Annotated in this window: 19 protein-coding genes, 2 tRNA genes, 1 other RNA gene and 1 pseudogene; 14 read left to right on the top strand and 9 right to left on the bottom strand. The window is 74.8% G+C overall.

Annotated features, from left to right (window positions below):
* Positions 1 to 140 precede the first annotated feature (140 nt).
* The gene (locus LWC35_RS01845) at positions 141 to 1,505 is read left to right on the top strand and encodes an MFS transporter (protein WP_232868095.1); all 1,365 of its coding nucleotides are present in this window, start codon (positions 141 to 143) and stop codon (positions 1,503 to 1,505) included.
* Between the two features lie 44 nt (positions 1,506 to 1,549).
* On the top strand, positions 1,550 to 2,536 hold the full coding sequence (locus LWC35_RS01840; RefSeq protein WP_232868094.1) for a TIGR03617 family F420-dependent LLM class oxidoreductase: 987 nt from the start codon (positions 1,550 to 1,552) through the stop codon (positions 2,534 to 2,536).
* Positions 2,537 to 2,548: 12 nt separating this feature from the next.
* Here LWC35_RS01840 and LWC35_RS01835 read toward each other — a convergent pair whose 3' ends face one another.
* Positions 2,549 to 3,328, bottom strand: a complete 780-nt coding sequence (locus LWC35_RS01835) for a nucleoside phosphorylase (protein ID WP_232868093.1) — start codon at positions 3,326 to 3,328, stop codon at positions 2,549 to 2,551.
* Between the two features lie 103 nt (positions 3,329 to 3,431).
* Between LWC35_RS01835 and LWC35_RS01830 the strand changes: the two genes are divergently transcribed.
* Both LWC35_RS01830 and LWC35_RS01825 read left to right on the top strand, forming a co-directional pair.
* Positions 3,432 to 3,950 (top strand): VOC family protein, encoded by a 519-nt coding sequence (locus LWC35_RS01830; protein ID WP_232868092.1) that lies wholly within the window; start codon positions 3,432 to 3,434, stop codon positions 3,948 to 3,950.
* Between the two features lie 403 nt (positions 3,951 to 4,353).
* The gene (locus LWC35_RS01825) at positions 4,354 to 5,373 is read left to right on the top strand and encodes an LCP family protein (protein ID WP_232868091.1); all 1,020 of its coding nucleotides are present in this window, start codon (positions 4,354 to 4,356) and stop codon (positions 5,371 to 5,373) included.
* 45 nt (positions 5,374 to 5,418) lie between these two features.
* Here LWC35_RS01825 and ku read toward each other — a convergent pair whose 3' ends face one another.
* Positions 5,419 to 6,369 carry a non-homologous end joining protein Ku gene (gene ku / locus LWC35_RS01820; RefSeq protein ID WP_232868090.1) on the bottom strand — a complete coding sequence of 317 codons (951 nt, stop codon included), beginning with the start codon at positions 6,367 to 6,369 and terminating at the stop codon, positions 5,419 to 5,421.
* A 73-nt stretch (positions 6,370 to 6,442) separates the two neighbouring features.
* Here ku and ligD point away from each other — a divergent pair, with 73 nt between their 5' ends.
* Complete coding sequence (gene ligD, locus LWC35_RS01815; RefSeq protein WP_232868306.1) at positions 6,443 to 7,366, top strand: non-homologous end-joining DNA ligase; 924 nt, start codon at positions 6,443 to 6,445, stop codon at positions 7,364 to 7,366.
* 241 nt (positions 7,367 to 7,607) lie between these two features.
* The gene (locus LWC35_RS01810) at positions 7,608 to 8,216 is read left to right on the top strand and encodes a putative glycolipid-binding domain-containing protein (RefSeq protein WP_232868089.1); all 609 of its coding nucleotides are present in this window, start codon (positions 7,608 to 7,610) and stop codon (positions 8,214 to 8,216) included.
* Positions 8,217 to 8,250: 34 nt separating this feature from the next.
* On the opposite strand, the gene LWC35_RS01805 is transcribed toward LWC35_RS01810, so the two are convergent.
* Genes LWC35_RS01805 through LWC35_RS01795 form a run of 3 tightly spaced genes read right to left on the bottom strand, consistent with a single transcriptional unit; the run spans position 8,251 to position 11,799 of the window.
* On the bottom strand, positions 8,251 to 9,192 hold the full coding sequence (locus LWC35_RS01805; protein WP_232868088.1) for a prephenate dehydrogenase: 942 nt from the start codon (positions 9,190 to 9,192) through the stop codon (positions 8,251 to 8,253).
* A gap of 56 nt (positions 9,193 to 9,248) precedes the next feature.
* Entirely contained in the window at positions 9,249 to 10,562 is a 1,314-nt protein-coding gene (locus tag LWC35_RS01800; RefSeq protein ID WP_232868087.1) for an amidase, read from the bottom strand.
* A gap of 31 nt (positions 10,563 to 10,593) precedes the next feature.
* Positions 10,594 to 11,799, bottom strand: coding sequence for a M20 metallopeptidase family protein (locus LWC35_RS01795; protein WP_232868086.1), 1,206 nt, complete (start codon positions 11,797 to 11,799; stop codon positions 10,594 to 10,596).
* A gap of 79 nt (positions 11,800 to 11,878) precedes the next feature.
* Here LWC35_RS01795 and LWC35_RS01790 point away from each other — a divergent pair, with 79 nt between their 5' ends.
* From LWC35_RS01790 to LWC35_RS01775, 4 genes are all read left to right on the top strand, one after another.
* A complete protein-coding gene (locus tag LWC35_RS01790; RefSeq protein WP_232868085.1) occupies positions 11,879 to 12,397 on the top strand; it encodes a tRNA adenosine deaminase-associated protein in 519 nt (172 codons plus the stop codon).
* Between the two features lie 82 nt (positions 12,398 to 12,479).
* Positions 12,480 to 12,944 (top strand): nucleoside deaminase, encoded by a 465-nt coding sequence (locus LWC35_RS01785; protein ID WP_232868305.1) that lies wholly within the window; start codon positions 12,480 to 12,482, stop codon positions 12,942 to 12,944.
* A gap of 34 nt (positions 12,945 to 12,978) precedes the next feature.
* Positions 12,979 to 13,066, top strand: a tRNA-Ser gene (locus LWC35_RS01780).
* An 86-nt stretch (positions 13,067 to 13,152) separates the two neighbouring features.
* Positions 13,153 to 14,127 (top strand): ornithine cyclodeaminase family protein, encoded by a 975-nt coding sequence (locus LWC35_RS01775; RefSeq protein WP_232868084.1) that lies wholly within the window; start codon positions 13,153 to 13,155, stop codon positions 14,125 to 14,127.
* 124 nt (positions 14,128 to 14,251) lie between these two features.
* On the opposite strand, the gene LWC35_RS01770 is transcribed toward LWC35_RS01775, so the two are convergent.
* Positions 14,252 to 14,339: transfer RNA gene (locus LWC35_RS01770), tRNA-Ser, on the bottom strand.
* Positions 14,340 to 14,412: 73 nt separating this feature from the next.
* Here LWC35_RS01770 and ffs point away from each other — a divergent pair.
* Positions 14,413 to 14,509: signal recognition particle sRNA small type (gene ffs, locus LWC35_RS01765), an RNA gene on the top strand.
* Between the two features lie 58 nt (positions 14,510 to 14,567).
* A pseudogene (locus tag LWC35_RS01760) lies at positions 14,568 to 16,205 on the top strand (DNA polymerase III subunit gamma and tau); the annotation flags it as partial.
* Between the two features lie 2,685 nt (positions 16,206 to 18,890).
* Here LWC35_RS01760 and LWC35_RS01755 read toward each other — a convergent pair.
* Positions 18,891 to 20,606: a S9 family peptidase gene (locus LWC35_RS01755; RefSeq protein WP_232868083.1), complete on the bottom strand. Its 1,716-nt coding sequence runs from the start codon at positions 20,604 to 20,606 to the stop codon at positions 18,891 to 18,893.
* Between the two features lie 21 nt (positions 20,607 to 20,627).
* Entirely contained in the window at positions 20,628 to 21,446 is an 819-nt protein-coding gene (locus tag LWC35_RS01750) for an N-acetylmuramoyl-L-alanine amidase (protein WP_232868082.1), read from the bottom strand.
* Positions 21,447 to 21,518: 72 nt separating this feature from the next.
* On the opposite strand from LWC35_RS01750, the gene LWC35_RS01745 reads away from it, so the two are divergent.
* Both LWC35_RS01745 and recR read left to right on the top strand, forming a co-directional pair.
* Complete coding sequence (locus tag LWC35_RS01745; protein ID WP_081924365.1) at positions 21,519 to 21,860, top strand: YbaB/EbfC family nucleoid-associated protein; 342 nt, start codon at positions 21,519 to 21,521, stop codon at positions 21,858 to 21,860.
* A 1-nt stretch (position 21,861) separates the two neighbouring features.
* Positions 21,862 to 22,482, top strand: coding sequence for a recombination mediator RecR (gene recR, locus LWC35_RS01740; protein WP_232868081.1), 621 nt, complete (start codon positions 21,862 to 21,864; stop codon positions 22,480 to 22,482).
* Here the strand turns inward: recR and LWC35_RS01735 are convergent, their stop codons facing one another.
* Positions 22,483 to 23,298 carry an alpha/beta fold hydrolase gene (locus LWC35_RS01735; RefSeq protein ID WP_232868080.1) on the bottom strand — a complete coding sequence of 272 codons (816 nt, stop codon included), beginning with the start codon at positions 23,296 to 23,298 and terminating at the stop codon, positions 22,483 to 22,485.
* Positions 23,299 to 23,505 lie beyond the last annotated feature (207 nt).

Raw genomic sequence — 23,505 nt, 5'->3', positions numbered from 1 at the left:
GAGAGAAATGTACGGACATTCAGCCTCGACGGCAAGGCCCGGAAGGAGATCGCAAGGTGATCCACCCTGCGTGAACTACTTCGCGGTGCAACACTCCTGCGCACCACGCCGCCGGACCGGGAGAGGCCGCCATGGCCACCATGGGTTCACAGAACGCCACCGCGGAACGCGTCGCGGGGGTGAACGCCCGACTCGACCGACTTCCGGCCTTCGGGCTCTCGCCAGTGGTGTTCGTCGTGGTCGGGGCGTCGTACTTCTTCACCTTCTACGACATCACCGCGATCGGGGTCACCCTGCCGGTGCTGGAGGAGCGCTTCCGGCTCAGCGGCGCCGATCTCGCACTGCCGGTGACGACGAACCTGTTCGCCTACATCGTCGGCGCCTACGTCCTGTCCAGCCTCGCCGACTACATCGGCCGGCGCCGAGCCCTGGCGCTGTCGGTCGTGCTGCTGTCCGTCGGGGCCGTCCTCACCGCGCTGTCCTGGAGCGTGACCAGCCTCGCCGTCTTCCGCGCCGTCACCGGCCTGGGCATGGGCGCGGAGATCGCGCTGGCCGCGACGATCATGACCGAGCTGTCCCCGCCGCGGCTGCGCGGGCGCGGGGTGGCCCTCAACGTGTTCTGGGGCGGCGTCGGGCTCGCGGCGGCACCGTGGATCGGGCTCGGCCTGATCTCCTGGCTGCCCGCGGACATCGGCTGGCGGGTGGTGTTCGCCCTCGGTGCCCTGGCGATCGTCGTGCTGATCTTCCTCAACGACCGCTGGGTGCCCGAGTCGCCGCGTTGGCTCGTGCTGCACGGCCGGTCCGACCGGGCGGACGCGCTGCTCGACCGCATGGAGACCCACGTCCGGGCCCGGGGGCACACGCTGCCCGCACCGCGACCTGCCGAGGCCGAGGCCGACCTCACCACCTTCCCGACCTGGGAGCTGCTGCGCCCGCCCTATCTCAGCCGGGTGATCGTCGTCTTCCTGTTCTGGTTCTTCAGCTACATGGCCGCCTACGCGTACCTGGCCTACCTGCCCACGCTGCTCAAGGCGATGGGCGTCTCGGAGAGCCTGCTCTACAGCGCCATCGGTGACCTCGGGTTCCTCGTCGGCGGGCTGGGGTCGGTGCTGATCATCGACCGCTGGAACCGCAAGCACTCGGCGGCGGCGGCCGGCGTCGTCGGCATGGTCGGCATCGCCCTGATCGCGCTCAGCCACGGGCCGGGGCTGCTGATCGCCGGCGCGTTCCTCGCCGGGATCTGGATCATGGCTCCGGCGCTGGGCTACGCCTACACCTCGGAGGTGTTCCCCACCCGTGCCCGCGCCTCCGGCATGTCCATCGGCGACGGCCTGGGCCACCTGGGCGGCGCGGTGCAGCCCTACATCGTGGTCGCCGGGCTGGCGGCGTTCGGCCCGCGCGGCACGTTCGGGCTGATGATCGGGATGATCGCGGTCGCCGCTGCGATCATCCTGTTCGGCGGCATCCGGACGGCCGGCGACTCGCTGACGCACCTGGCGCGCTAGCGGTCGTTGACCGGTGTGGCGGGCGCGGGGCAGAGTCGGACCCCGTGAAGATCGACGCGCGGTTGCGGGACGGCCTCGAGCACGTGGCGGAGGACGCCCGGACCGCCGAGGAGCTCGGTTTCGACGGCGCCTGGAACAGCGAGAACAGGGCCGACGCGTTCCTGCCGATCGCGGTCGGCGCCGAGCACACGACCCGGCTGGAGCTGGGCTCCTCGGTCGCGATCGCCTTCGCCCGCACCCCGATGACCGTCGCGTACCAGGCCGTGGACCTGCAGCGCTTCTCCCGCGGCCGGTTCGTGCTGGGCCTCGGCAGCCAGATCCGCCCGCACGTCCAGCGCCGGTTCTCGATGCCGTGGTCGAAGCCGGCGGCGCGGATGAAGGACTTCGTGGTGGCGCTGCGGGCGATCTGGCACGCCTGGGACACCGGCGAGCGGCTGCACCACCGCAGCGAGTTCTACGACCACACGCTGATGACGCCGAACTTCGTGCCGCCCGAGAACCCGTACGGGCCGCCGAAGGTGTTCCTCGCCGCCGTCGGGCCGCACATGCTGCGGACCACCGCGCAGGTCGCGGACGGGCTGTTCACCCATCCCTTCCTCACCGAACGGTACCTGCGCGAGGTGATCCTGCCCGAGGTCGAGGCGCACCGCGGCGAGGGCCTGGCGCCGCTGGAGATCGCGCTCTCGGCGTTCGTCGCGCTCGACGACGCCGACGTCGAGGCCGTCCGCCGGCAGATCTCGTTCTACGGCTCCACGCCCGCCTACCGGCCCGTGCTGGAGCTGCACGGCTGGGGCGACCTGCAGACCGACCTCAACACGCTCTCCAAGCGCGGCAGGTGGGAGGAGATGGTCCCGCTGGTCACCGACGAGATCCTGGAGGCCATGTGCTCGGTCGGGACGGAGAAGGAGGTCGCCGCCGACCTACGCTGCCGCTACGGTTCCCTCGCCCACCGGGTCCGCTTCAACCGCCCCGGCGACACCTCCGGTCCCGTCCGCTTCGCCGGCCTGGTGGAGGCCCTGCGTGCAGCGTGACGCGGCCGCCCTTCAGGAGCCCTGACGAGCTGCGGGGGCGTCGAGGCGCAGGGCGGCGTCGGCGGCCAGCTCGAACAGGGCGGCACGGACCTCGGCGGCGGTGGTCCAGCCCCGGTGCTCCCAGTCCTCGCCCGCGAGGGAGTCGCCGGCGAAGAGCAGATGGGCGAGACGGATCCCGCGGTACCGGGCCACCGCGATCAGCGCCGACGCCTCCATGTCGACCACCGCGCAGCCCTCGGCCGTCCGCCGCGCGACCCGGCCGCGGGTCTCGCGGAACAACCCGTCCGTGGTCCAGGCGCGGGCCGTGACGTAGGGGACGTCGGCGGCGTCGAGCGCCCCGGAGAGGGCGGCGACGCCGGCGGGGTCGGCCTCCACGATCCGCCCGGCGGGCAGGTAGTGGAAGGAGGTGCCCTCGTCGCGCAGGGCGCTGTCGACCACGACCGCATGCCCGACGGTCAGCTCCGGCACGAGCGAGCCCGCCCCGCCGACCGCCACCGCCGCCCGCACACCGAGCGCGACCAGCTCCTCGAGGAAGATCGCGGACAGCGGCGCCCCGACACCGGGTTGGATCACCGCCAGCCGCCGCCCGTCCCGCTCGATCTCGTGCACCGGCCACGGGCCGAGCTCCGACGTCAGGTGGACCGTCCGCACCGCCGGCAGTGCGGCCACGACCTCGGGGAAGAAGCAGAGCACCGCGGCCTCCGGCAGCCGCACCCGGCGTGGCACGACACGATGCGGTTCGAGCACCCCCGGATCGGTCAGGTCGTCCTCGCACAACGGCAGCGGATCCACGGGCCGATCATGCCGCGCGGCGCTACGGTTTCCGGGAGCGGGCACGGAATGTTGCACGCTCAACAATCGTTGGACGGGGCACCACCGACGGAAGGGGAGTCCGATGCCGCAGCCCGAGGGAGCCGAGCTCGAGGCCATCCGCGCCCGACGCGCCGACCTGCGCGGGAAGTACCTGCAGGCGCCCGCCGACCGTAAGCCGACCACCGTGCAGGGCGTCCATCACCTCGCTCTGATCTGCAAGGACGTCGAGGAGACCATCCGCTTCTACCAGGAGCTGCTGGGCTTCCCGCTCGTCGAGCTCGTGGAGAACCGGGACTACCGGGGCTCCAGCCACTTCTTCTTCGACATCGGCCAGGGCAACCTGCTGGGCTTCTTCGACTTCCCGGGCCACGACCACCCGGACTTCAGCGAGACCATCGGCGCGGTGCAGCACCTCGCCCTGTCCACCACGCCGGAGGAGTTCGAGCGGGCGAAGGCGCGCCTCGACGAGGCCGGCATCGACTACCTCGGCCCGGACCGGGGCGTCGAGAACAGCCTCTACATCCGTGACCCCAACGGCGTCGGGCTCGAGTTCTACCGCGAGGAGCTCGGCAGGTTCGAGGGGCACGAGCTGCTGAAGTGAGCGGCCCACGCTGATCCGTCCGGCCCGCCGCCGGCCCCGGCCGGCGCGGGTTCCGGCCCGTCGCGCAACCTCGCCCCGTCCCGTGCGTCCCAGGGGTGAGGGACCGCTACGGCCCCTCGCTACCGTGGTCCGCGGAGCGAGCATCGCCTCGAGCGGGGCTTGCGGAGCGAGCATCGACACCGACGGGACGGTGCAGGGACGGATGAACGGTGACCGACGCGGCCCGTCCGGGCCGCCGCCGGGCAGGGGCGCGCCGCCCCCGCGGCGCGGCGGCGGGCCGGGCTGGACCGCCCAGCCGCAGCGCCGCCCCGGGCCGCCGCCCGGGGGCCGTCCGCCGCCGCCCCCGGGCCGGCCGGTGGGGCCGCCCCCGCGGCAGGGCCCGCCACCGCCGCAGAACACGCGGATGATGCCGTCGTCGGCCCCCGCCGCGGAGACGTACCGCCCGCCGGCGCGCACCCGCCCGCCGAAGCAGCCCCCCACCCGCCGTCCCGGGCGCTGGGGTCGGCGGATCAAGATCGCTCTCGCGCTGGTCGTCATCGCCCTGATCGGCTGGGGCGTCTACCTCGACCAGAACCTCAACCGGGTCCAGGCCCTGCCCGCCGACAGCACCGCGGAGTCCTCGGGCACGAACTGGCTCATCGTCGGCTCGGACAGCCGCGCCGACCTCTCCGCCGAGGACGAGGAGCGGCTCGGCACGGGCGACGCCGCCGGCCAGCGCACCGACACGATCATGCTGCTGCACTCCGGCAGCTCCGGATCGGTGCTGGTCAGCCTGCCGCGCGACTCCTACGTCCCCATCGCCGGGCACGGCAGCAACAAGCTCAACGCGGCCTACGCCTTCGGCGGCCCGCAGCTGCTCATCAGCACCGTCGAGGCGGCGACCGGGCTGCACATCGACCACTACGCGGAGATCGGCTTCGGCGGGTTCGTCGACGCCGTCGACGCGGTGGGCGGCGTGAACCTCTGCGTGCCGAAGGCCATCACGGACCCGAAGGCCGCACTCGACATCCAGGCCGGCTGCCAGGAGCTCGACGGGCAGACCGCGCTCGGCTACGTCCGCACCCGGGCGACGGCGGGTTCGGACTTCGACCGCGTGCAGCGGCAGCGCGAGTTCCTGTCCGCGCTGATCGCGAAGGCGACGAGCGTGGGCACGCTGGTCAACCCGTTCCGGGTGATCCCGCTGGCCGACGCGATGACCGGCCTGGTCACCGTCGACGACAACGACCACATCTGGAACGTCGCCCAGCTCGGCCTCGCCATGCGTGGCGTGACCAACGGGGGCATCGCCACGACCGCGCCGGTCGGGAGCACGCCCACCATCGGCGGGCAGTCGGTGGTCCGGTGGGACAAGACCCGGGCGAGCGCGCTGTTCGGCTCGCTGCAGAAGGACCAGACGCCGGCGCAGAGCTCGCTCGGCCCCTGACCGCACGTGCGTGCCCACCGTCCCGCGGGACGGTGGGCACGCCCGTCAGGCGGTGCGACGCTTGCGCGTCGTGGTCTTCTTCTCGGCCCCGTCCTCGCCCTCGTCGGCCTTCTTGCGACGCGTGGTCGGCTTGCGGCGGGCCGGCTTCTCCTCCGCCGGCTCCTCGGCCTCCTGCGGGTCGGGCCCGGCCTTCGTCGCCGGCTTCCTGCCGGACGAGCCGCGCGCGGCCTCGACGCTGGCCTGCAGCGCCGAGAGCAGGTCGGTCATCGAGTCGCCCTCGTCCTCGCGCTTCTGCTCGACCGGGGCGGGCTTGGTGTCGCCGTGCTCCTTCTTCGACTCGATCAGCTCGACGACGGCGTCGCGGTACTCGTCGTGGAACTCGGACGGGTCGAAGTCCGCGCCCATGCTCTCGATCAGGGACGCGGCCATCTGCTTCTCCTGCGGCCGCAGCTCGATGTCCTGCTCGAGGATGTCGAAGTCCGGCTCGCGCACCTCGTCCGGCCACAGCATCGTCTGCAGCACGATCGTCCTGTCGCGCACCCGCAGCAGCGCCAGGCTCTCCCGCTGCCGCAGCGCGAACCGCACGATCGCCATCCGGTCGGTCTCGGCCAGCGCCTCGCGCAGCAGCGCGTAGGGCTTCGCGGCCTTCGTCTCCGGCTCGAGGTAGTAGCTCTTGTCGAACAGCAGCGGGTCGATCTGGTCCGCCGGCACGAACTCGACCACGTCGATCTCGTGCCCGCTGGCCACCGGCAGCGAGTCCAGATCGGACTCGTCGAGCGTGATCAGCTCGCCGTCCTCGGTCTCGTAGCCCTTCACGATGTCCGCGTACTCCACGACCTCGCCGCACACCGTGCAGGTCCGCTTGTACCGGATGCGGCCGCCGTCGGCGCCGTGCACCTGGTGGAAGCGGATGTCGTGGTTGGTCGTGGCCGAGTACAGCTTGATCGGCACACTGACCAGTCCGAAGGACACCGCGCCGCTCCACATCGCGCGCATCGAGGCCCGTCCCTTCCGCACCGGTTGCCGTCCGTGACGGCTCGTCGGGTGACAGCATGACGGTGTGCAGCCCATGCTCGCCACTCCCGGACCGCTCCCCACGGGGGCGGAGTGGGTCTACGAGGTGAAGTGGGACGGCATGCGGCTGCTCGCCGAGGTCACCGACGGTGAGGCCCGCCTGGTCACGCGGGCGGGCCGGGACGTCACGGCGACCTTCCCCGAGCTGGCCGGGCTCACCGCGATCGCGCCGGACGTCGTGCTCGACGGCGAGGTCGTCCTGCTCGAGGACGGCGTCCCCAGCTTCGCCGCGCTCGCCGACCGGGTGCACCGGCCGGTCTCCCGGACCCGCGCCCTGGCCCGGCCCGTGACCTTCATGGTGTTCGACGTGCTGCGGCTCTACGGCGTCCCGTTGCTGGAACGACCGATGCACGAGCGCCGCGCGACCCTCGAGCGGCTCGACACGGCCTCGGTGCCCACGCTGCAGCTCTCGCCGCTCTACACGGACGGGCGCGCGCTGTTCGAGGCCACCGGGCGGCGCGGGATGGAGGGCATCCTCGCCAAGCGCCGCGAGTCGGAGTACCGGCCGGGCCGCCGGAGCCCCGCCTGGGTGAAGGTGACCCACCGGCACACCCAGACCTGCCTGATCGGCGGCTGGCGGCCGGAGCGGTCGGGGCAGGGCACCCGCGTCGCGGCCCTGCTGCTCGGGATCCCCGACGGCGGCGACCTGGTCTACGCGGGCCGGATCCCGGTGAGCCTCGCGGGGGCCGTGGTCCAGCGCGTCCTCGGCGAGCTCGTCACGGACCTGGAGACGGACGCGTCGCCCTTCCGCGGGCGCCCGCCCCGGGCCGAGGCCGCCGGGGCGCACTGGTGCGAGCCGGTCGTCGCGGTCGAGGTGGCCCACCACGGCTGGACGTCCGACGGGCAGCTGCGCCAGCCGGTGTTCCGCGGGATCCGTGCCGACGTCGACCCCTCCGAGGTGCGGCGGGAGGACCGGTGAGGGTCGACATGTCTGGAAACCCGCGCCACGGGGGTGTTGGATGACGCGGACGGCGATGCTCGAGAAGGGGGCACCCACCGTGGACATGCACCAACCGGCGGGCCGGGCACCGGCCGGAGCCGACGAGCGGCCGAGGTCCCCGGTCGCGCCGACCGGGGACCGCGCGCTACCGCCCTCCCTGTAGATCACCTGCTCGCCGACGGGCGTCCCGCGTCCGTCCCCGCTCCCTACGGTGGTGTCGATGACGACAATGCTCACCTGGCAGGCCGACGGCCGCCCGGGCCTCGAGGGCACCCGCGTGCACTTCGGCCCCGGTCCCGCCGGGTTCCGCGCCCACGGCCGGATCGTCCGGCCGGACCCGGAGGGCGACTTCACGGCGTCGTACAGCCTCGTCGTCCGCGAGGACGGCACGCTCGGGCGGCTCTCGCTCAGCGCCGCGACGACCGGGTTCGAGAGGCACCTCACGATCAACCGCACCGAGGACGGCTTCTGGCTCTTCGACGACGGGTCGGGCAGCGCACGCCGGGACTACGACGGCTCCGACGTGGGCCTGGCCTTCAGCCCGCTGTTCAACGCCCTGCCGATCCGCAGGCTGAACGCGCACCGCGGGCGCGTCGACGTCGAGCTCCCGTTGGTGTTCGTGTCGCTGCCGCACCTCGAGGTCAGCACGACGACGCAGCGGTACCGGACCGTCCGGCCGGCCGAGGGGAACTCGCCGGCGGTGGTCGAGTTCTCCTGGTCGGGGACCCGGGCCGAGCTGGAGGTCGACGCGGAGGGGTTCGTGATCTCCTACCCGGGTCTCGCCGCGCTGGTGTCGAACGAGCGCGCGGAGCCGGCCGGCCAGAGCTGACCCCGGGGCCGCGGCCGGGCCGAGCTGGGGCGGGCTACTTCCAGCCGCCGACCACGTCCCCGCGGCGGCCGAGCTCGCGCAGCTCGGCCAGCGCGTCGGGGCCGTCGAGCGAGACCTCCAGGGCCAGCGGCTCGCGGGTGGAGGCCCAGCGTTGCCGCGCGAGGTACCCGGACTCGACGGTGGCCCTGAGCCCACCGGTCGAGGCGAGGGCCCCCCGCATCGCGCCGAGCCGGCCGAGCGCCTCGTCGACCGCGGCGAGCAGTGCCGACCGGTTGCCCTCGCACATGGCCAGGGTCAGCTCGGGGCGGGTGCCCGCGACCCGGGTGCCGTCGGCGAAGGAGCTCGCGGAGAGGGCGAGGGCCAGGTCGTCGTCGGGCTCGCCGGCGCCGACCGTGGCCAGCACCGCGGCGAGCAGGTGCGGGAGGTGGGAGATCCGGGCGACCGCGAGGTCGTGCTCGTCGGCGGCCGCCGGGACCACGCGCGAGCCGCAGGCCCAGGCCAGCTCGGCCACGTCCTTCCACACCTCGAGGTCGACGCCGTCGTCGGCGATCACCACCCAGGCCGCGCCGTGGAACAGTGCGCCGTCGCCGGCCGCCCACCCCGACTCGGCCGTGCCGGCCATCGGGTGCCCGCCGACGTAGCGGGCGCGCGGGGCGAAGGTGGCGACGGCGTCGGCCACCGCGACCTTGACGCTCACGGCGTCGGTGAGCCGGACCGTCGGCGCCACCGCGTCGACCCGCGTCAGCACGCCCTCGACCGCGGGCAGCGGCACCGCGACCAGCACCAGCGCGTCGGCCTCGCCGGCCCGGCGCAGGGCGTCGTCGAGGTCGGTGGTGACGTCGAAGCCGTCCTCCCGGGCCGCCTCGGCGGTGCCGTCGGACGCCGCGACGCCCCAGCACTCCCGGCCCGCCGCCCGCGCCGCGCGCAGCAGCGACCCGCCGATCAGCCCGGTCCCCACCACGCACAACGCTCGCATGGGCGAGCAGGCTAGCCGACCCGCGGTCCCCGGCATCCCCGCGCCCGGCAGGGCACTCAGCCCCGTTCCAGCGCCCCCGCCACCCGCAGGATTCCGCGCTCCTCGAGCCGGATCCCGGTGATCTGCACACCCGCGGGCAGTTCACCCGCGGCCACGGGCGCCGGGACCGACACCGAGGGCCACGTGGTGAGGTTGAACGGGCTCGTCAGCGCCAGCATCGACGACCGGACCGGCACGCCGTCGACCTTCCGCTCGCCGATCCGGGTGGCGCGCAGGCGCGTGGTGGCGCTCACCAGCACGTCCATGTCCGACACGGCCGCCCGGAACTCGGCGGTGAGCCGCTTCCGGGTCCGCTGCGCCGCCACGTACGCGTACGCGGGTCGGTCGGCGACCATCTCCAGCCGCTCGGCGGTCTCCGGCTGGTAGTCCTGCCGTCGGGTGGCGAGCCACTCGCGGTGCGTCGCGTAGGCCTCGGCCCCGACGATCTCGGCGTAGACCCCGGCCAGCTCGTCGATGAAGGGCGTCCGGACCTCGAAGACCTCCGCGCCGGCCTTCTCCAGCAGCCGCACCGACTCCCGCACCGCCTCGGCCAGCACCGGGTCGGTGGCCTGCCAGTAGTCGTCGACCAGGACGCCGACGTGCGCGCCACGGATCCCGGGCGGCTGGATGCCGCCGCCGGTGCCGTCCGGGCGGGACAGGACGTCCCAGGCGACGGACGCCGAGTGCACGTCCGCGGCGAGGATCCCGACGGTGTCGAGCGTCTCGGCCAGCGGGAACACCCCGTCGGCGGAGAGGGTGCCGAACTCCGGCTTGAGCCCGACCACCCCGCAGAGCGCCGCGGGCGTCCGCACGCTCGCCCCGGTGTCGGTGCCGAGCGCGATCGGCAGGTGCCCGGCGGCGACCGCCGCGGCCGAGCCGGACGAGGAGCCGCCGGTGATCCGCGTGCGGTCGTGCGGGTTGCGGGCGGGGCCGGTGGCGGAGACGTCGCCGGTCGGGCCGTAGGCGAACTCGTGCGTGGCCAGCTTCCCGACGATGATCGCCCCCGCCTCGCGCAGCCGCGCCACGACCGGGCCCTCGGTGGTCGCGGCCGGCGCGTCGGCGAGCACCGCCGAGCCCGCGCGGGTGGGCAGTCCGACGACGTCGAACAGGTCCTTCACCCCGACCGCCACGCCGTGCAGCGGGCCGCGCCACTCGTGCCGGGCCAGTTCCGCGGCGCGCTCCTCGGCGGTGGCCAGGGCGCGCTCCGCGTCGAGGGTGACGACGGCCGCGTGCTCGTCGGCGGCGAGCCGGTCCAGGACGTCGCGGACGTGCTCGACGGGCGAGAGCTCGCCGGAGCGCAGGGCGAGGGAGAGATCGCGCAGGCTGGTCACCCGTCCCAGCCTGCCACTCCGTCGGAGTCGTTCAGAGCAGGGCCAGCGCCGCGTAGAGGGCGGCGCCCGCGGGGAGCACCGCCTCGTCGAACCGCACGCGGTTGGAGTGGTTGGGCGGGGCGTCGTGCGGCGAGGCCCCGGGCGGGCAGGCGCCGAGGAAGGCGAGGGCGCCGGGCACCCGTTCCAGCACGTAGGCGAAGTCCTCGGCGCCCATGATCGGGGTGGCGAGGGTGCCGACCCGGGCGTCGCCGAGCAGCCGCCGCGCGACGTCGGACAACCGCGTGGTGGCGGCCGGGTCGTTGACGGTCACGGGGTAGCCCGGCTCGATCTCGACGCGCGCGGTGCAGTCGTGCGCGAGCGCGGTGTGCGTGCAGACCCGCTCGATCTCGGTCCGCACCGCCCGGCGCACGCCCTCCGACATCGTCCGCAGGGTGCCCTCGAGCTCCGCGGTCTCCGGGATGACGTTGTCGGTCGTCCCGGCGCTGATCCGGCTCACGGTCAGCACGGTCGGGTCGTGCGTGTCCACCTTCCGGGTGATCATGGTCTGGAGGGCACCGACCATCGCGGCGGCCGCCGGCACGGGGTCGACGGCGTGGTGCGGGGCCGACGCGTGGCCGCCACGCCCCGTGACCGTGACCCGGACGACGTCGGCCGCCGCCATGATCGGCCCCGGCCGGGTGTGCACCTCGCCGCTCGGCATGGTGGCGCTGACGTGCAGGGCGTACGCGGCGTCGGGCCGGCCGCCGGGACCGCGGCGCTCCAGCAGCCCCTCCTCGATCATCTGCCGGGCGCCGTGGAAGCCCTCCTCGCCCGGCTGGAACATCAGCACCACCCGGCCGGTGAGCCGGTCGCGCCGCGCGCAGAGCAGCCGGGCCGCCGTGGCCAGCATCGCGACGTGCAGGTCGTGGCCACAGGCGTGCATCACGCCGTCGACCTCGGAGCGGAACGGGCCGGGCACGTCCTCCGGCAGCGGCAGCGCGTCCATGTCGGCGCGCAGCAGCACGGTGCGGCCGGGCCGCACCCCCTCCAGCACCCCGACGACCGAGCTCAGCCCGCGGCCGAGGTGCAGGCGCAGCGGGAGGTCGGCCAGGTCGGCGAGGAGGGCGTCGCGCGTGTGCGGCAGGTGCAGGCCCACCTCGGGCCTGCGGTGCAGGGCCCGGCGCAGCGCCACGGCGCGGGGTTGCAGGGACCGGGCGGCGCCCAGGAGGGTGGCGGGGGCGGTCGCGAGGTCGGGCACGCTCCCGATCCTGGCACCGCGCCCACCTCCACCCGAATTGTGGTTTGTGACACAGCGCGAACACGCCTACCGTGGTCGTATGCCGGTGCAGACGGTGGAGGCGCCCACGGAGGCGCGCGGTTCCTCGCTGCCCGGGTTCGCGGTCGCCGCGATCCGGGAGGAGGGGCGTTGGCGGTGCGTGCGCCTGGATCCCGACGCCCTGGTCGATCTCGACGCCGCGATCACCGAACTGCGCGGGCTGCGGTCCACCGGCGCGGTCGTCGGGCTCCTCGACGTCGACGACGAGTTCTTCGTCCTCCTCCGCCCGGTGCCCAACGGGGTGTCGCTCATGGTGTCCGACGCCGCCGCGGCGTTGGACTACGACGTCGCGGCCGACGTGCTCGACCTGCTGCGGGTGGAGCTCCCGCCCGACGAGGACGCGCTCGACGACGACCCGTGGCCCGAGGGCGACCTCGCCATCCTCGCCGACCTCGGGCTGCCGGCCGAGGAGCTGGGCGTGCTCGCCGGCGAGATCGAGCTGTACCCGGACGAGCAGCTGGCCGCGATCGGCCGCCGCTGCGGGTTCGCCGAGGAGCTGGCGAAGCTCGTCGGCAGCTGAGCGGGGCTTGCGGGGCGGGCATCGGCGCTGAGCGGAGCTTGCGGAGCGGGCGTTGGCGCTGAGCGGGCACGATGGGCGGGTGCTGCCCACCTCGGCCGACGACGTGCTGCTCGGCCGCGCCCTCGACGTCGCGGCCGGTGCCCTGCGGACCGGGGACGTGCCGATCGGCGCGGTCGTCGTCGACGCGGTGGGTCGCGAGCTGGCCGTGGCCGCCAACGCCCGGGAGGCCCTGGGCGACCCCACCGCCCACGCCGAGATCCTCGCGCTGCGCGAGGCCGCGCGGGCCCGGGGGGAGTGGCGGCTGGAGGGCTGCACGCTGGCGGTGACCGTCGAGCCCTGCACCATGTGCGCCGGCGCGCTCGGCCTCGCCCGTGTGCAGCGGGTGGTGTTCGGGGCGTGGGAGCCGAAGACCGGGGCGGCCGGATCGCTGTGGGACGTCCTGCGCGACCGGCGGCTCACCCACCGCCCCGAGGTGGTGGGTGGGGTCCGGGCCGCCGAGGCCGCGGCGCTGCTGGAGGCGTTCTTCGCGGGGCACCGGGGGGCCTGAAACGTCGCGGGACCCGGCTTGTAACCTTGTTCCCGGTAGCGTGTCCGAGCGGCCGAAGGAGCGCGCCTCGAAAGCGCGTGAGGTTCACGCCTCCGTGGGTTCAAATCCCACCGCTACCGCCAGACCCGCCGGGCGGGCCCGCAAGGGCCCCCCGGCGTTCGTCGTTCCGGGCGTTGACGGCGGCCGGGCCCGTCAGCACCATCGTCCGATGCGCCTGCTCGACCGAGCCGCCGTCCGGGCCCTCCTCGACCCGGACGCGCTCCTCGACGCGGTCTCGACGGCCCTGGTCGACCTCAGCACGGGGAGAGCGTCCGTCCCGCCGCGGATCGCGGCGCAGGTCGGCGAGCTCGGCATCCTCGCCGCGATGCCGGCGTACAGCGAGACGCTCGGCGTGGTCGCCGCGAAGCTGTTGACCCTCTACCCCGGGAACGACTCGCTGGGCCTGCCGACGCACCAGGCCCTCGTCGCCGTGTTCGCGCCGGAGGACGGCACCCTGCGGGCGCTGATGGACGGCGACGTCATCACGGCCGACCGCACCGCGGCGGCGTCGGCGCTGTCCGTCCGGGCCCTGGCCCGGCCCGACGCCCGTGTCCTCGCCGTGCTCGGCACCGGACCCCAGGCGCAGGCCCACGCGCGCTACGTCGCACGGATGCGCCCGTTCGAGGAGATCCGCATCGGTGGGCGCGACCCGCACAAGGTCGCCGCGCTCGTCGACTCGCTCGCGGCGGAGGGCGTCACCGCCCGGGTCTGCACGATCGAAGGGGCGCTGCACGACGCGGACGTGGTATGTGCGGCCACCAGCACCCTCCGGCCGCTCGTCGGGCCGGACGGCCTGCCGGACGGGGTGCACGTGGCCTCCGTCGGCTACCGCCCGGAGGGACGGGAGGTGGACGCGGCCCTGCTCACCCGCGCGCAGATCGTGGTCGAGCACCGCGCGACCACCCTCGCCCCGTACCCCGTCGGCTCGAACGACCTCGCCGAACTGCTCGAGCGAGGGAGGATCCACCCCGACGTCGTCCTCGAGCTCGGGGAGGTCCTCGGCGGCCTGCGCCCCGGCCGGGCCTGGGACGAGCAGCCCACCGTCTACAAGTCGGTGGGGGTGGCGGTGCTCGACGTGGCGGCCGCGGCGGTGGTGCTGGACGCGGCCGAACGGGCGGGAGCGGGGCTCGAGACGGCGCTGTAGCGGGCGCTGTCGTAGGCGCTGTAGTGGGCGCTGTCGCAGGCACGGTGGAGGGGACCGCGCCGACGACGCCGGAGAGGCCCGAGAACGACGAACGCCGGGCCTCGACCCGGCGCTCGTGCTCGCGTGGCGGAGGATAGGGGATTCGAACCCCTGAGGGATTGCTCCCAACACGCTTTCCAAGCGTGCGCCCTAGGCCACTAGGCGAATCCTCCGGCGGGAACGATACGCGACGCGTGTTCCGACCCCCGCCCCGGGACCCTCCCCGACGGATGTGGCTACACTCGGCACCGGACCCCGCGCGGCGTCCATCCTGTGAACTCCCCCAGGGCCGGAAGGCAGCAAGGGTCAGCGGGCTCTGGCGGGTGCGCGGGGTCCCCTTCGTTCTCTCCCCGCTCCGCCCCTTCCCGGTCTTGTCGGGGGTGGTGGGTAGCCTCGATCGCGTGGCGCTGGCTCTGTACCGGAAGTACCGCCCGGCGAAGTTCGCCGAGGTGGTGGGGCAGGAACACGTCACCGAACCCCTCGGTACGGCACTCGCGGCCGGCCGGATCAACCACGCGTACCTGTTCTCCGGCCCGCGGGGCTGCGGCAAGACGTCGTCGGCGCGGATCCTGGCCCGTTCGCTGAACTGCGTCGAGGGGCCCACCCCGGATCCCTGCGGCGTCTGCTCCTCGTGCATCGCACTCGCGCCCGAGGGGCCGGGGAACATCGACGTCGTCGAGCTCGACGCCGCGTCGCACGGCGGCGTGGACGACGCGCGCGAGCTCCGCGACCGCGCCTTCTACGCGCCGGCCGAGTCGCGGTACCGGGTGTTCATCGTCGACGAGGCGCACATGGTCACCACGCAGGGCTTCAACGCCCTGCTCAAGATCGTCGAGGAGCCGCCCGAGCACCTCGTCTTCGTCTTCGCGACCACCGAGCCGGACAAGGTGCTGCCCACCATCCGGTCGCGCACGCACCACTACCCGTTCCGGCTGATCCCGCCGGGGACGTTGCGGTCGCTGCTCGAACGCATCTGCGCCGACGAGGACGTGCACGTCGAGCCCGCGGTGTACCCGCTGGTCATCCGCGCGGGCGGCGGCTCGGCGCGGGACACGCTCTCGGTGCTCGACCAGCTGCTGGCCGGCGCGGGGCCGGAGGGCGTCACCTACGAGCGCGCGGTGGCGTTGCTCGGCGTCACGGACGTCGCCCTGATCGACGACGTGGTCGACGCCCTCGGCGCGGCCGACGGCGCCGCCGTCTACCAGGCGGTGGACCGGCTGGTCGAGGCCGGCCACGATCCCCGCCGCTTCGCCTCGGACCTGCTGCAGCGCCTGCGCGACCTGATGCTCCTGCAGGCCGTGCCGGAGGCCGCCGAGCAGGGACTGGTCGAGGCGGCCGCGGACGAGGTGTCCCGCATGGTCGAGCAGGCCGCCCGGCTGGGCCCGGCCACGCTGACCCGGTACGGCGAGATCGTGCACGCCGGGCTCACCGAGATGCGGGGGGCCACCGCGCCGCGTCTGCTGCTCGAGCTGTTGTGCGCGCGGATGCTGCTGCCCGCGGCCACGACGTCCGACGCCGGGCTGCTCGAGCGTCTCGAGCGGGTCGAGCGGCGGCAGGCCATCGCGCCCGAGCCGGGTGGGGCGGCGCCGTCCGCCGGTGCGGCCCCGGCTGGTGGTGCGGGTGATACGGCATCCGCCCGGCCCCGTGGCGCGGCTCCCGCCGCGTCGGGTGGGGGAGCCGCCGGCGCGGAGGGCGCGCCGCGGTTCGTCCGGCCGTCGCAGCGGGCGCAGGGGGGCGCAGCGGCGCCCCGGACCGCGCAGCCGGGCGGTGCGCCCGAGGTCGACGGGGCCCGCCGTGCACAGGTGCCGGAAGGCGCCGCGAGCGGACAGGAACCCGCTGGCCGCGAGGGTGGGTCCGTGGAGGACCGCGCGCCGTCGGCCGATGTGGTCACCTCACCGGCCGCGGGCGGGGGCGACGAGGTTGCAGGGCCGAGCCCGTCCGCTGCTCGCTCCGGCGCGCCCACGCACGGCGACCCCGGCGCGTCGGGCGGCCCTTCGGCGGAGGGCGACCCGGAGGCCGACGGAAGGACGTCTGCCGCCGCCTCCGGTCCCGAGGCAGCCGGACACGGCGGAGGTTCGGCACAGGGTTCGGACCTCGGGGTGGAGGCGTCCGGCCGCGAGGCGGCCGGTCGAACGGACCCGGGCCGTGAGGCGCCGGGTCGTGGAGCTGTCGCGGGTCGGGCCACCGAGCGCGATGACGTGGCAGGCGAGGCAGGCACCGGGCGCGAGGGTTCCGCCCGAACGGACGCGACGGCTGACCAGATCCCTGCCGGGCCCGGGGCTGCCGGCCCGGGGACGACCGAGCATGGCGCCCCGTCGGGCGAGGCCGCGGGCTCCGAGCCGGCCGACCGGGGTGTCGCGGAGCGCGGGCCTGCCGGTGCGGAGTCCGCCGGCCGCGGTGCCCCAGGGCGTGCCGATCCCGAGCCTGCCGGCGACGGAGTCGCGGGGCGCGAGCCTGCTGGTGCTGAGCCTGCCGGCCGCGGCGACGCGGCGCCTCAGGCCGTTGGCGCCGAGCCCGCCGGCGGGGGTGGCGCAGGGCGTGAGACCGACGATGCCGGCCGCGGCGCCTCGCGGCAGGAGCCCGCTGCTCCTGAGCCCGCCGGTCGCAGTGGGCCGGGACGCGAGGGTGCCGGTTCGGAGCCCGCCGTCCCCGGTACGCCGGGACGTCAGGGTGTCGATTCGGAGCCCGCCGTCCCCGGTACGCCGGGACGCCAGGGTGTCGATTCGGAGGACGCCGTCCGCGGTACCTCGGGGCGCGGGTCTGCAGGCGACGACGCCGCTGGCCGGGGTGGTGAACCCCTGCGCCGCGAGGCGTCGACCAGGGCTCCCGCGCGGGCCGAGGCACCGGCGCAGCCGGCGGCCCCGAGCCGTCCTGCGTCCGCGGCGGAGCCCCTCGCGGAGCCAGCCGCCGCAGCCACTGCCGCTCCTGCGGGCCATGGCCTCGACGCGAGCGCCGTCCGGCGCGTGTGGTCGGAGATCCTCGCCGCGGCACGGCAGCGCAGCCGCAGCACCGAGGCGCTGCTGGTCAACGCGACGGTTCGCGCGGTGCAGGAGGACACCCTGGTCCTGAGCATCGCCTCGCCGCCGCTGGCCCGGCGGCTCTCGGACCAGCGGAACACGGACGTGATCGTCGAAGCACTGCGCGCGGTGCTGGGCGTGCAGTGGCGCGTCCGCTGCGAGACGGGCGAGGGCGGCGGTCCCGCCCAGCCACCGCCCCGTCAGGCGTCGCAGCGGCCCGCGCCACAGCGCCCGTCGCGCCGCGAGGCCCCGGAGCCGGAGCAGCCGCGTCCGGAGCCGACGCGACCGGAGCGCCCCGAGCCGCGCCGCCCGGCGCCGCAGCGTCCCCGTGGTGGGGGCGGTACCGACGACGGCATCCCGCTCCCGCCGGAGCCGCCGTCCGACGAACCGCCGCCGGACGACGAGGAAGCCATGTTCGCCGAGGCGGACGCGTCCCGCGCGGAGCGCAGCGTGCGCCGCGACCCCGAGGAGGTCGCTATCGAGCTGCTCTCCTCGCAGCTCGGCGCCCGCGCCTTCGACCAGCGCTGACCGCCCGCACACCCGCGCGATCCGGGACCGCCTGCACTGTTCTTCCGGAGGAGCACGGTGTCCGCGACCGCGAGCGGCCTGGTGAGGGCTCAAGATCGTTTCGAGTGTCACGGGAGCGCGGGGTGGGGAGCAGTAGCGTGTCGCTCGGATCGATCATCTGCTGAGTTGGCGGCGTGAGCGTCACGGGACTGTCGCTCTCGCAGCAACAGCGTCACCCTCGGATCGATCACGGTCCTCCAGTAGTTGTGCCGGCCATCGGATCTCTCTCGCGGAGCGGCGGACGACCGGCATCGCGTTCCCAGGATCGCGGGTCGAAGGGATCGCGGTGCCTCGGCGACCGTGAGTCGGCCTGGTGAGAGCTCAAGATCGTTTCGAGTGTCACGGGCGCGGGGGGTGGGGAGCAGTAGCGTGTCGCTCGGATCGATCATCTGCTGAGTTGGCGGCGTGAGCGTCACGGGACTGTCGCTCTCGCAGCAACAGCGTCACCCTCGGATCGATCACGGTCCTTCGGCGCATCTGCCGGCCCTCGGATCGCGGCGGGGCCGTGTGCACCGGCATCGCGTGTTCCCATGATCGCGAGTTCAGGAGCGGCCGCCGCGCTCACCGCGGTCAGCGCTCCACATCCGGCGATCATCGTGGACCGCTGCGCACCATGTGGTGCTTGAGCCGCCCGACAGCGCGCTGCCGCACCACGACGCAGGCACGCCCCGACTCGGGAAGTGCCGGGCCCGAGTCGCGGAAGCCCAGGGCCCGACTCGGGGAGCCGGACTTCCGACTCGCGCAAGCCCAGGCCCGCTCGCGGGAGCTCACAGGCCGACTCGCGGGAGCTCACAGGCCGACTCGCGGGAGCACACAGGCCGACTCGCGGGAGCACACAGGCCTTCTCGCGGTGTCAGAACGCCCGACTCGCGGGAGCGCACAGCCCGACTCGCGGGAGCACACAGCCCGACTCGCGGGAGCACACAGCCCGACTCATGGGAGCACACAGGCCGACTCGCGGGAGCACACAGGCCGACTCGCGGGAGCACACAGGCCGACTCGCGGGAGCACACAGGCCGACTCGCGGGAGCACACAGCCCGACTCGCGGTGCCAGAACTCCCGACTCGCGGTGCCAGAACTCCCGACTCGCGGGAGCGCACAGCGCGACTCGCGGGGCGGGGCTCTCGGCTCAAGGAGGTTCAGAGGTGGGCGAGGAGGTCGAGGCCCCGGGTGAAGGCGGTGATCTTGTTCTCCCGCTTGTCGGGACCGTGGCCCTCGTCGGGGAAGACCAGCAGCTCGGCGCCGGTGGCCTCGGCGATCTGCCGCGCCTCGGAGACCGGGACCCGCGGGTCGTGCTCCCCGTGCACCACCAGCAGCGGCGCGCGGATCTCGTCGGCCCGGGTGAGCGGCGACGCCGAGGCGAGGAACGCGGGGTCGTCGCCGTACTCGCGCGCCCGGAACGCCCGGCGGTGCGGGGCGGTGTTCTGCAGGAACGTGACCAGGCTGGAGATTCCCGCGATGTCGACCCCCGCCGCCCACCGCTCCGGCTGGAACGCCAACCCGAGCAGCACGAGGTAGCCGCCGTACGACCGGCCCCACAGCGCCGCCCGGGCGGGATCGCAGCCCAGGCCAGGCAGGGCGTCGTGCAGCGCGGCGAGATCGAGCAGGACGTCGAGGCGCCGCTCCCGGTCGTCGGCCGAGTACCAGCGCTTCCCGAACCCGGTGGACCCGCGGACGTTCGGCACCAGCACCGTGTGCCCGGCGGCGACGAGCAGCTGCACGACCGGGTCGAAGCTGCGCACCGCCTGGCTCTCCGGTCCGCCGTGCAGGACGACCACCGCGGACCCGTCGGGCGAGGCCGGCCGGTAGACCGCGCACGGCACCTGCTCGCCGTCCGCCGCCGGCACCCGCACGTCCACCGGATGCACGAGGGGCGGTCCCTCCCACGAGGCCACGGTGTGGGTCACCGGCGAGGCCTCGCCGGACCCCAGGTCGAGCAGCACGACGTCGCCGGGCGTGTCGGGGGCGGTGAACGACAGCGCCGCGTACCGCCCCGACGGCGAGAACACGGGCGGGTTCCGCGTGACGACCCCGTCGACCGGCAGCGCGACCGTCGTCCGCGGCTCCCCGGTCGCCGCGTCGTGCAGCCGGAGCGTGTCGACACCCTCGGCCGACCGCACCACCAGCAGCGTGGCGCCGTCCGGCGCGAGGAGGCCGAGGAGGTCGGCGTCGTCGTCGGCGGCGAGCCACGAGCTGCCGAGCAGCGCGACGCCGATCCGGTCCCGACGCGCGTCCGTGCTGACCACGACCTCGTCGCCGGCGAACTGCGGCCGCACGAACCGCGCGCCCTCGGCGAGCACCTGCACCCGCCCACCCTCGGTCTCGGGCATGAGGTCGACGGCCAGCAGCCGGTCCGTCATCGCCGCCTCGCCGGGCACCGTGACGAGCAGGCGGCGCCCGTCCGCGTCGGCCGCGACCTCACCGATCGGCCCCAGCCCGGTCAGCACGGTCTCCTCGACCCCGGCGTCGACACCGTGGATCACCAGGTCGAACCCGACACCGTCGTCCCGGTTCGTCATGTAGACGACCCGCCCGGGCAGCACCGTGAGCAGCAGGTTCACGTGCTCCGGGTCGTCGACGAGCGGGACGAGCTCGCCGGAGGCGAGGTCGAGCAGGCTGAGCTGGGCACGCTCGTTGCCGTTCCGGTCGTGCTCGACGACGACCCGTCGCTCGCCCGGCAGGTACCGCCCCCGGCAGGAGCTGTCGAAGGTGGTCAGCGGGGTGGCGGTGCCGTCGGGGGCGAGTTCGACGAGCTGGACGGAGCCGGAGGCGTCGCCGCCGGCGAGGACCCGGGCGGCGTCGTCGACGTCGAAGGCCCGCCAGGTGGGGAGCGCGAGGAGCTGTTCGGCGTGCACCGCGGCGACCCTACGAAAGGATCAGCCCGGCAGCGCGCCGAGGAAGTTCCGGATTCCCGTCGCGATCGCGGCGGCGTAGCGCTCCCGGCCCTCGGCCGACGAGACCACGGCGGCCTCCTCGGCGTTGCGCATGTTCGCGCACTCCACCAGGGCGGCCGGCACCGTCGCGAAGTTCAGCCCGCCCAGGTCGGGCCGCGGGGACAGGCCGTCGCGGCCGACGTAGGTGCTGGTCGGGAAGCCGCCGCCGTGCAGGGCGTCGCGCAGGTCACGGGCCAGAGCGACGGCGGGGCCGGACTGCGCCGCGTTGAGCGGCGGTGAGGAGTAGGCGACGTGGAAGCCGTGCCCGGCCGCCGTGGCCCCGTCGGCGTGCAGCGAGACGAGCAGATCGGCGCCCGCCTGCTGGCCGGCCTTGCCGCGCTCGTCGACGCAGGGGCCCACACCGTCGTCGGAGGTCCGGGTGAGGACGACGCCGACGCCGGCGGCCTCGAGGTGCGCGCGGACCCGGCCGGCCAGGTCCCAGGTGAAGGCGTGCTCGGGGTAGCCGGCGTCGGTCGACGTGCCGGTGGTGTTGCAGGCCTTGGTGCCGCCGCGGCCGTCGGGGACCTGGCGGGTGATCGCGGCGCGGGCGGAGCCGTTGCCGCCGTTGTGCCCGGGGTCGAGGACGACCGTCCGCGTCGGCGCAGGCGTGGCTGTGGGGGAGGCGGGGGACGCGACGACGCTCCTGGTGGGGACGGCCACCGACGGGGCGGGCGGGGCGGGCGCCTCGGGCCGGGCGCTCGCGCAGGCGACCAGCAGGAGCAGGGCCGGCGTCAGGACGAGGGCGCGACGCGGGGCGGACACGGCGGACAGCCTGTCACGGCTACCCTGGGCCGCGAGACCGCACACGCGGGCGAGACCTCGAGGAGTGTTCTGGTGCAACCGGGTGGTCAGCCGGACATGTCGATGATCCTGCAGCAGGCGCAGAAGATGCAGGAACAGCTCATGACGGCGCAGCAGGAGCTCGCCGAGGCCGAGGTGACGGGCCAGGCGGGCAACGGGCTCGTGCGCGTCACCCAGACGGCGGCGGGCGAGATCCGCCGCGTCGAGATCGATCCCAAGATCGTGGATCCCGAGGACGTCGAGACCTTGCAGGACCTGCTGGTCGGGGCCATCCAGGACGCCTCGCGCGCCGCGCAGGAGCTGCAGGCCGAGAAGATGGGCCCGCTGACCGGCGGCCTGGGCGACCTCGGCGGGTTCGGCCTCCCCGGCGTCTGACGTGTTCGAGGGACCGGTCCAGGACCTGATCGACGAGCTGGGCCGGCTGCCCGGCGTCGGTCCGAAGAGCGCGCAGCGCATCGCGTTCCACCTGCTCGCCGCCGACGCCGCGGACGTCACCCGCCTCCAGGAGGTCCTGCAGAAGGTCAAGCAGGGCGTGCAGTTCTGCGAGGTGTGCGGCAACGTCTCGGAGAAGGAACGCTGCCGCTACTGCTCCGACGCGCGCCGCGACCCGACGGTCGTCTGCGTGGTCGAGGAACCGAAGGACGTCCTCGCGGTGGAGCGGACCCGCGAGTTCAAGGGCCGCTACCACGTGCTCGGCGGCGCGCTGGACCCGCTGGGTGGGATCGGCCCGGAGTCGCTGCGGATCCGCGAGCTGCTCGCGCGGCTCGGTGGCACCGGCCCGGCGACGGACGAGGGCGACATCGGGGAGGTCATCATCGCGACCGACCCGAACACCGAGGGCGAGGCGACCGCGACCTACCTCGTCCGGCTGCTCAAGGACTTCCCCGGGCTCAGCGTCACGAGGCTGGCCTCGGGCCTGCCGATGGGCGGCGACCTCGAGTTCGCGGACGAGATGACCCTCGGCCGCGCCCTCGCAGGCCGCCGCGCCCTCAGCTGATCACCCGGTCAGCACCTTCGTCAGCACCTCGGCGAACTCCACCGGGGCGCCGAGGAAGCCGCCGTGGTCGCCGGGGAAGAGCGTCGGCGCCAGCCCGAGCCGCTCGGCCAGGGCCGTCGACGTCGCGTGGGTCAGCAGGTGCCCGGAGTCCGCGCCGAGGCCGACGACGATCCGGGTCGGCGCGGCCCGCAGCGCCTCGACGTCGGGCACGTACCGGGTCGTGACCATGAGGTCGTGGGCCAGGAAGCGCTCGGCGTCGCGCAGGTCCTGCTCCGACGGCGGCGGGCCCGGCGGCGGCTCGGCCGGGGCTCCGGCGTCGTCGCCCCCGAAGCCAGCAGCGGCCATGAACTTCGCGAAGGCCGGGCCGGGGCCCTCGGCGTGGAAGGTCGCCACGACGTCCTCGCTCGCGGCGATCCGGGCCTCGCGGTCCGGCAGCAGCTCGATCAGCGGCGGCTCGTGCGCGACGAGGGTGCGCAGCCGCTCCGGGTGCCGCGCGACGAGCGCGAGCCCCGTGGTCGCACCGCCGCTGGACCCGAACACGTCCGCGGTGCCCGCGCCGAGGGCGTCGAGAATGGTGACGACGTCGTCCGCCCGCTGCTCGACGGGCACGTCGACCGTCGGGTCCTCGAGCGGGCTGTTCGCGATCCCGCGCGGGTCGGTGGTGACGACGGCGTGGTCCGCGGCGAGGGCGTCGGCGAGCGGGGCGAAGTGCGCCGCCGACATCGGCGACCCCACGACGACCAGCAGCGGGCCGGAGCCGCGCACCTCGTAGTGCAGGCGCGCGCCGGGGACGTCGAGCGTGTGGACCTCTGTCACGGTTCCTCCTGGTCATCGGGGCCGGCAGGGGAGTGACCGTGGAGCGGGCGAGAACTCATCGCCCGCGATGCAGAAAGGCCCGGCGCCGCGGTGCGCGACGCCGGGCCGAAGGTCCGGACCCGGTCCGCCCGGGGCGGACCGCCTTCCCGGTGGGCCGGTGGGGGCGCCGGTCCCGCTCGAGCGGGACCACCGTGCGCAGGAACCCCC

The organism is Pseudonocardia kujensis (assembly GCF_021283305.1).
In the GTDB taxonomy this organism is placed as follows: Bacteria; Actinomycetota; Actinomycetes; order Mycobacteriales; family Pseudonocardiaceae; genus Pseudonocardia; species Pseudonocardia kujensis.
The sequence above is the reverse complement of the archived record's forward strand: the minus strand, read 5'-3'. Positions and strand labels throughout refer to the sequence as shown.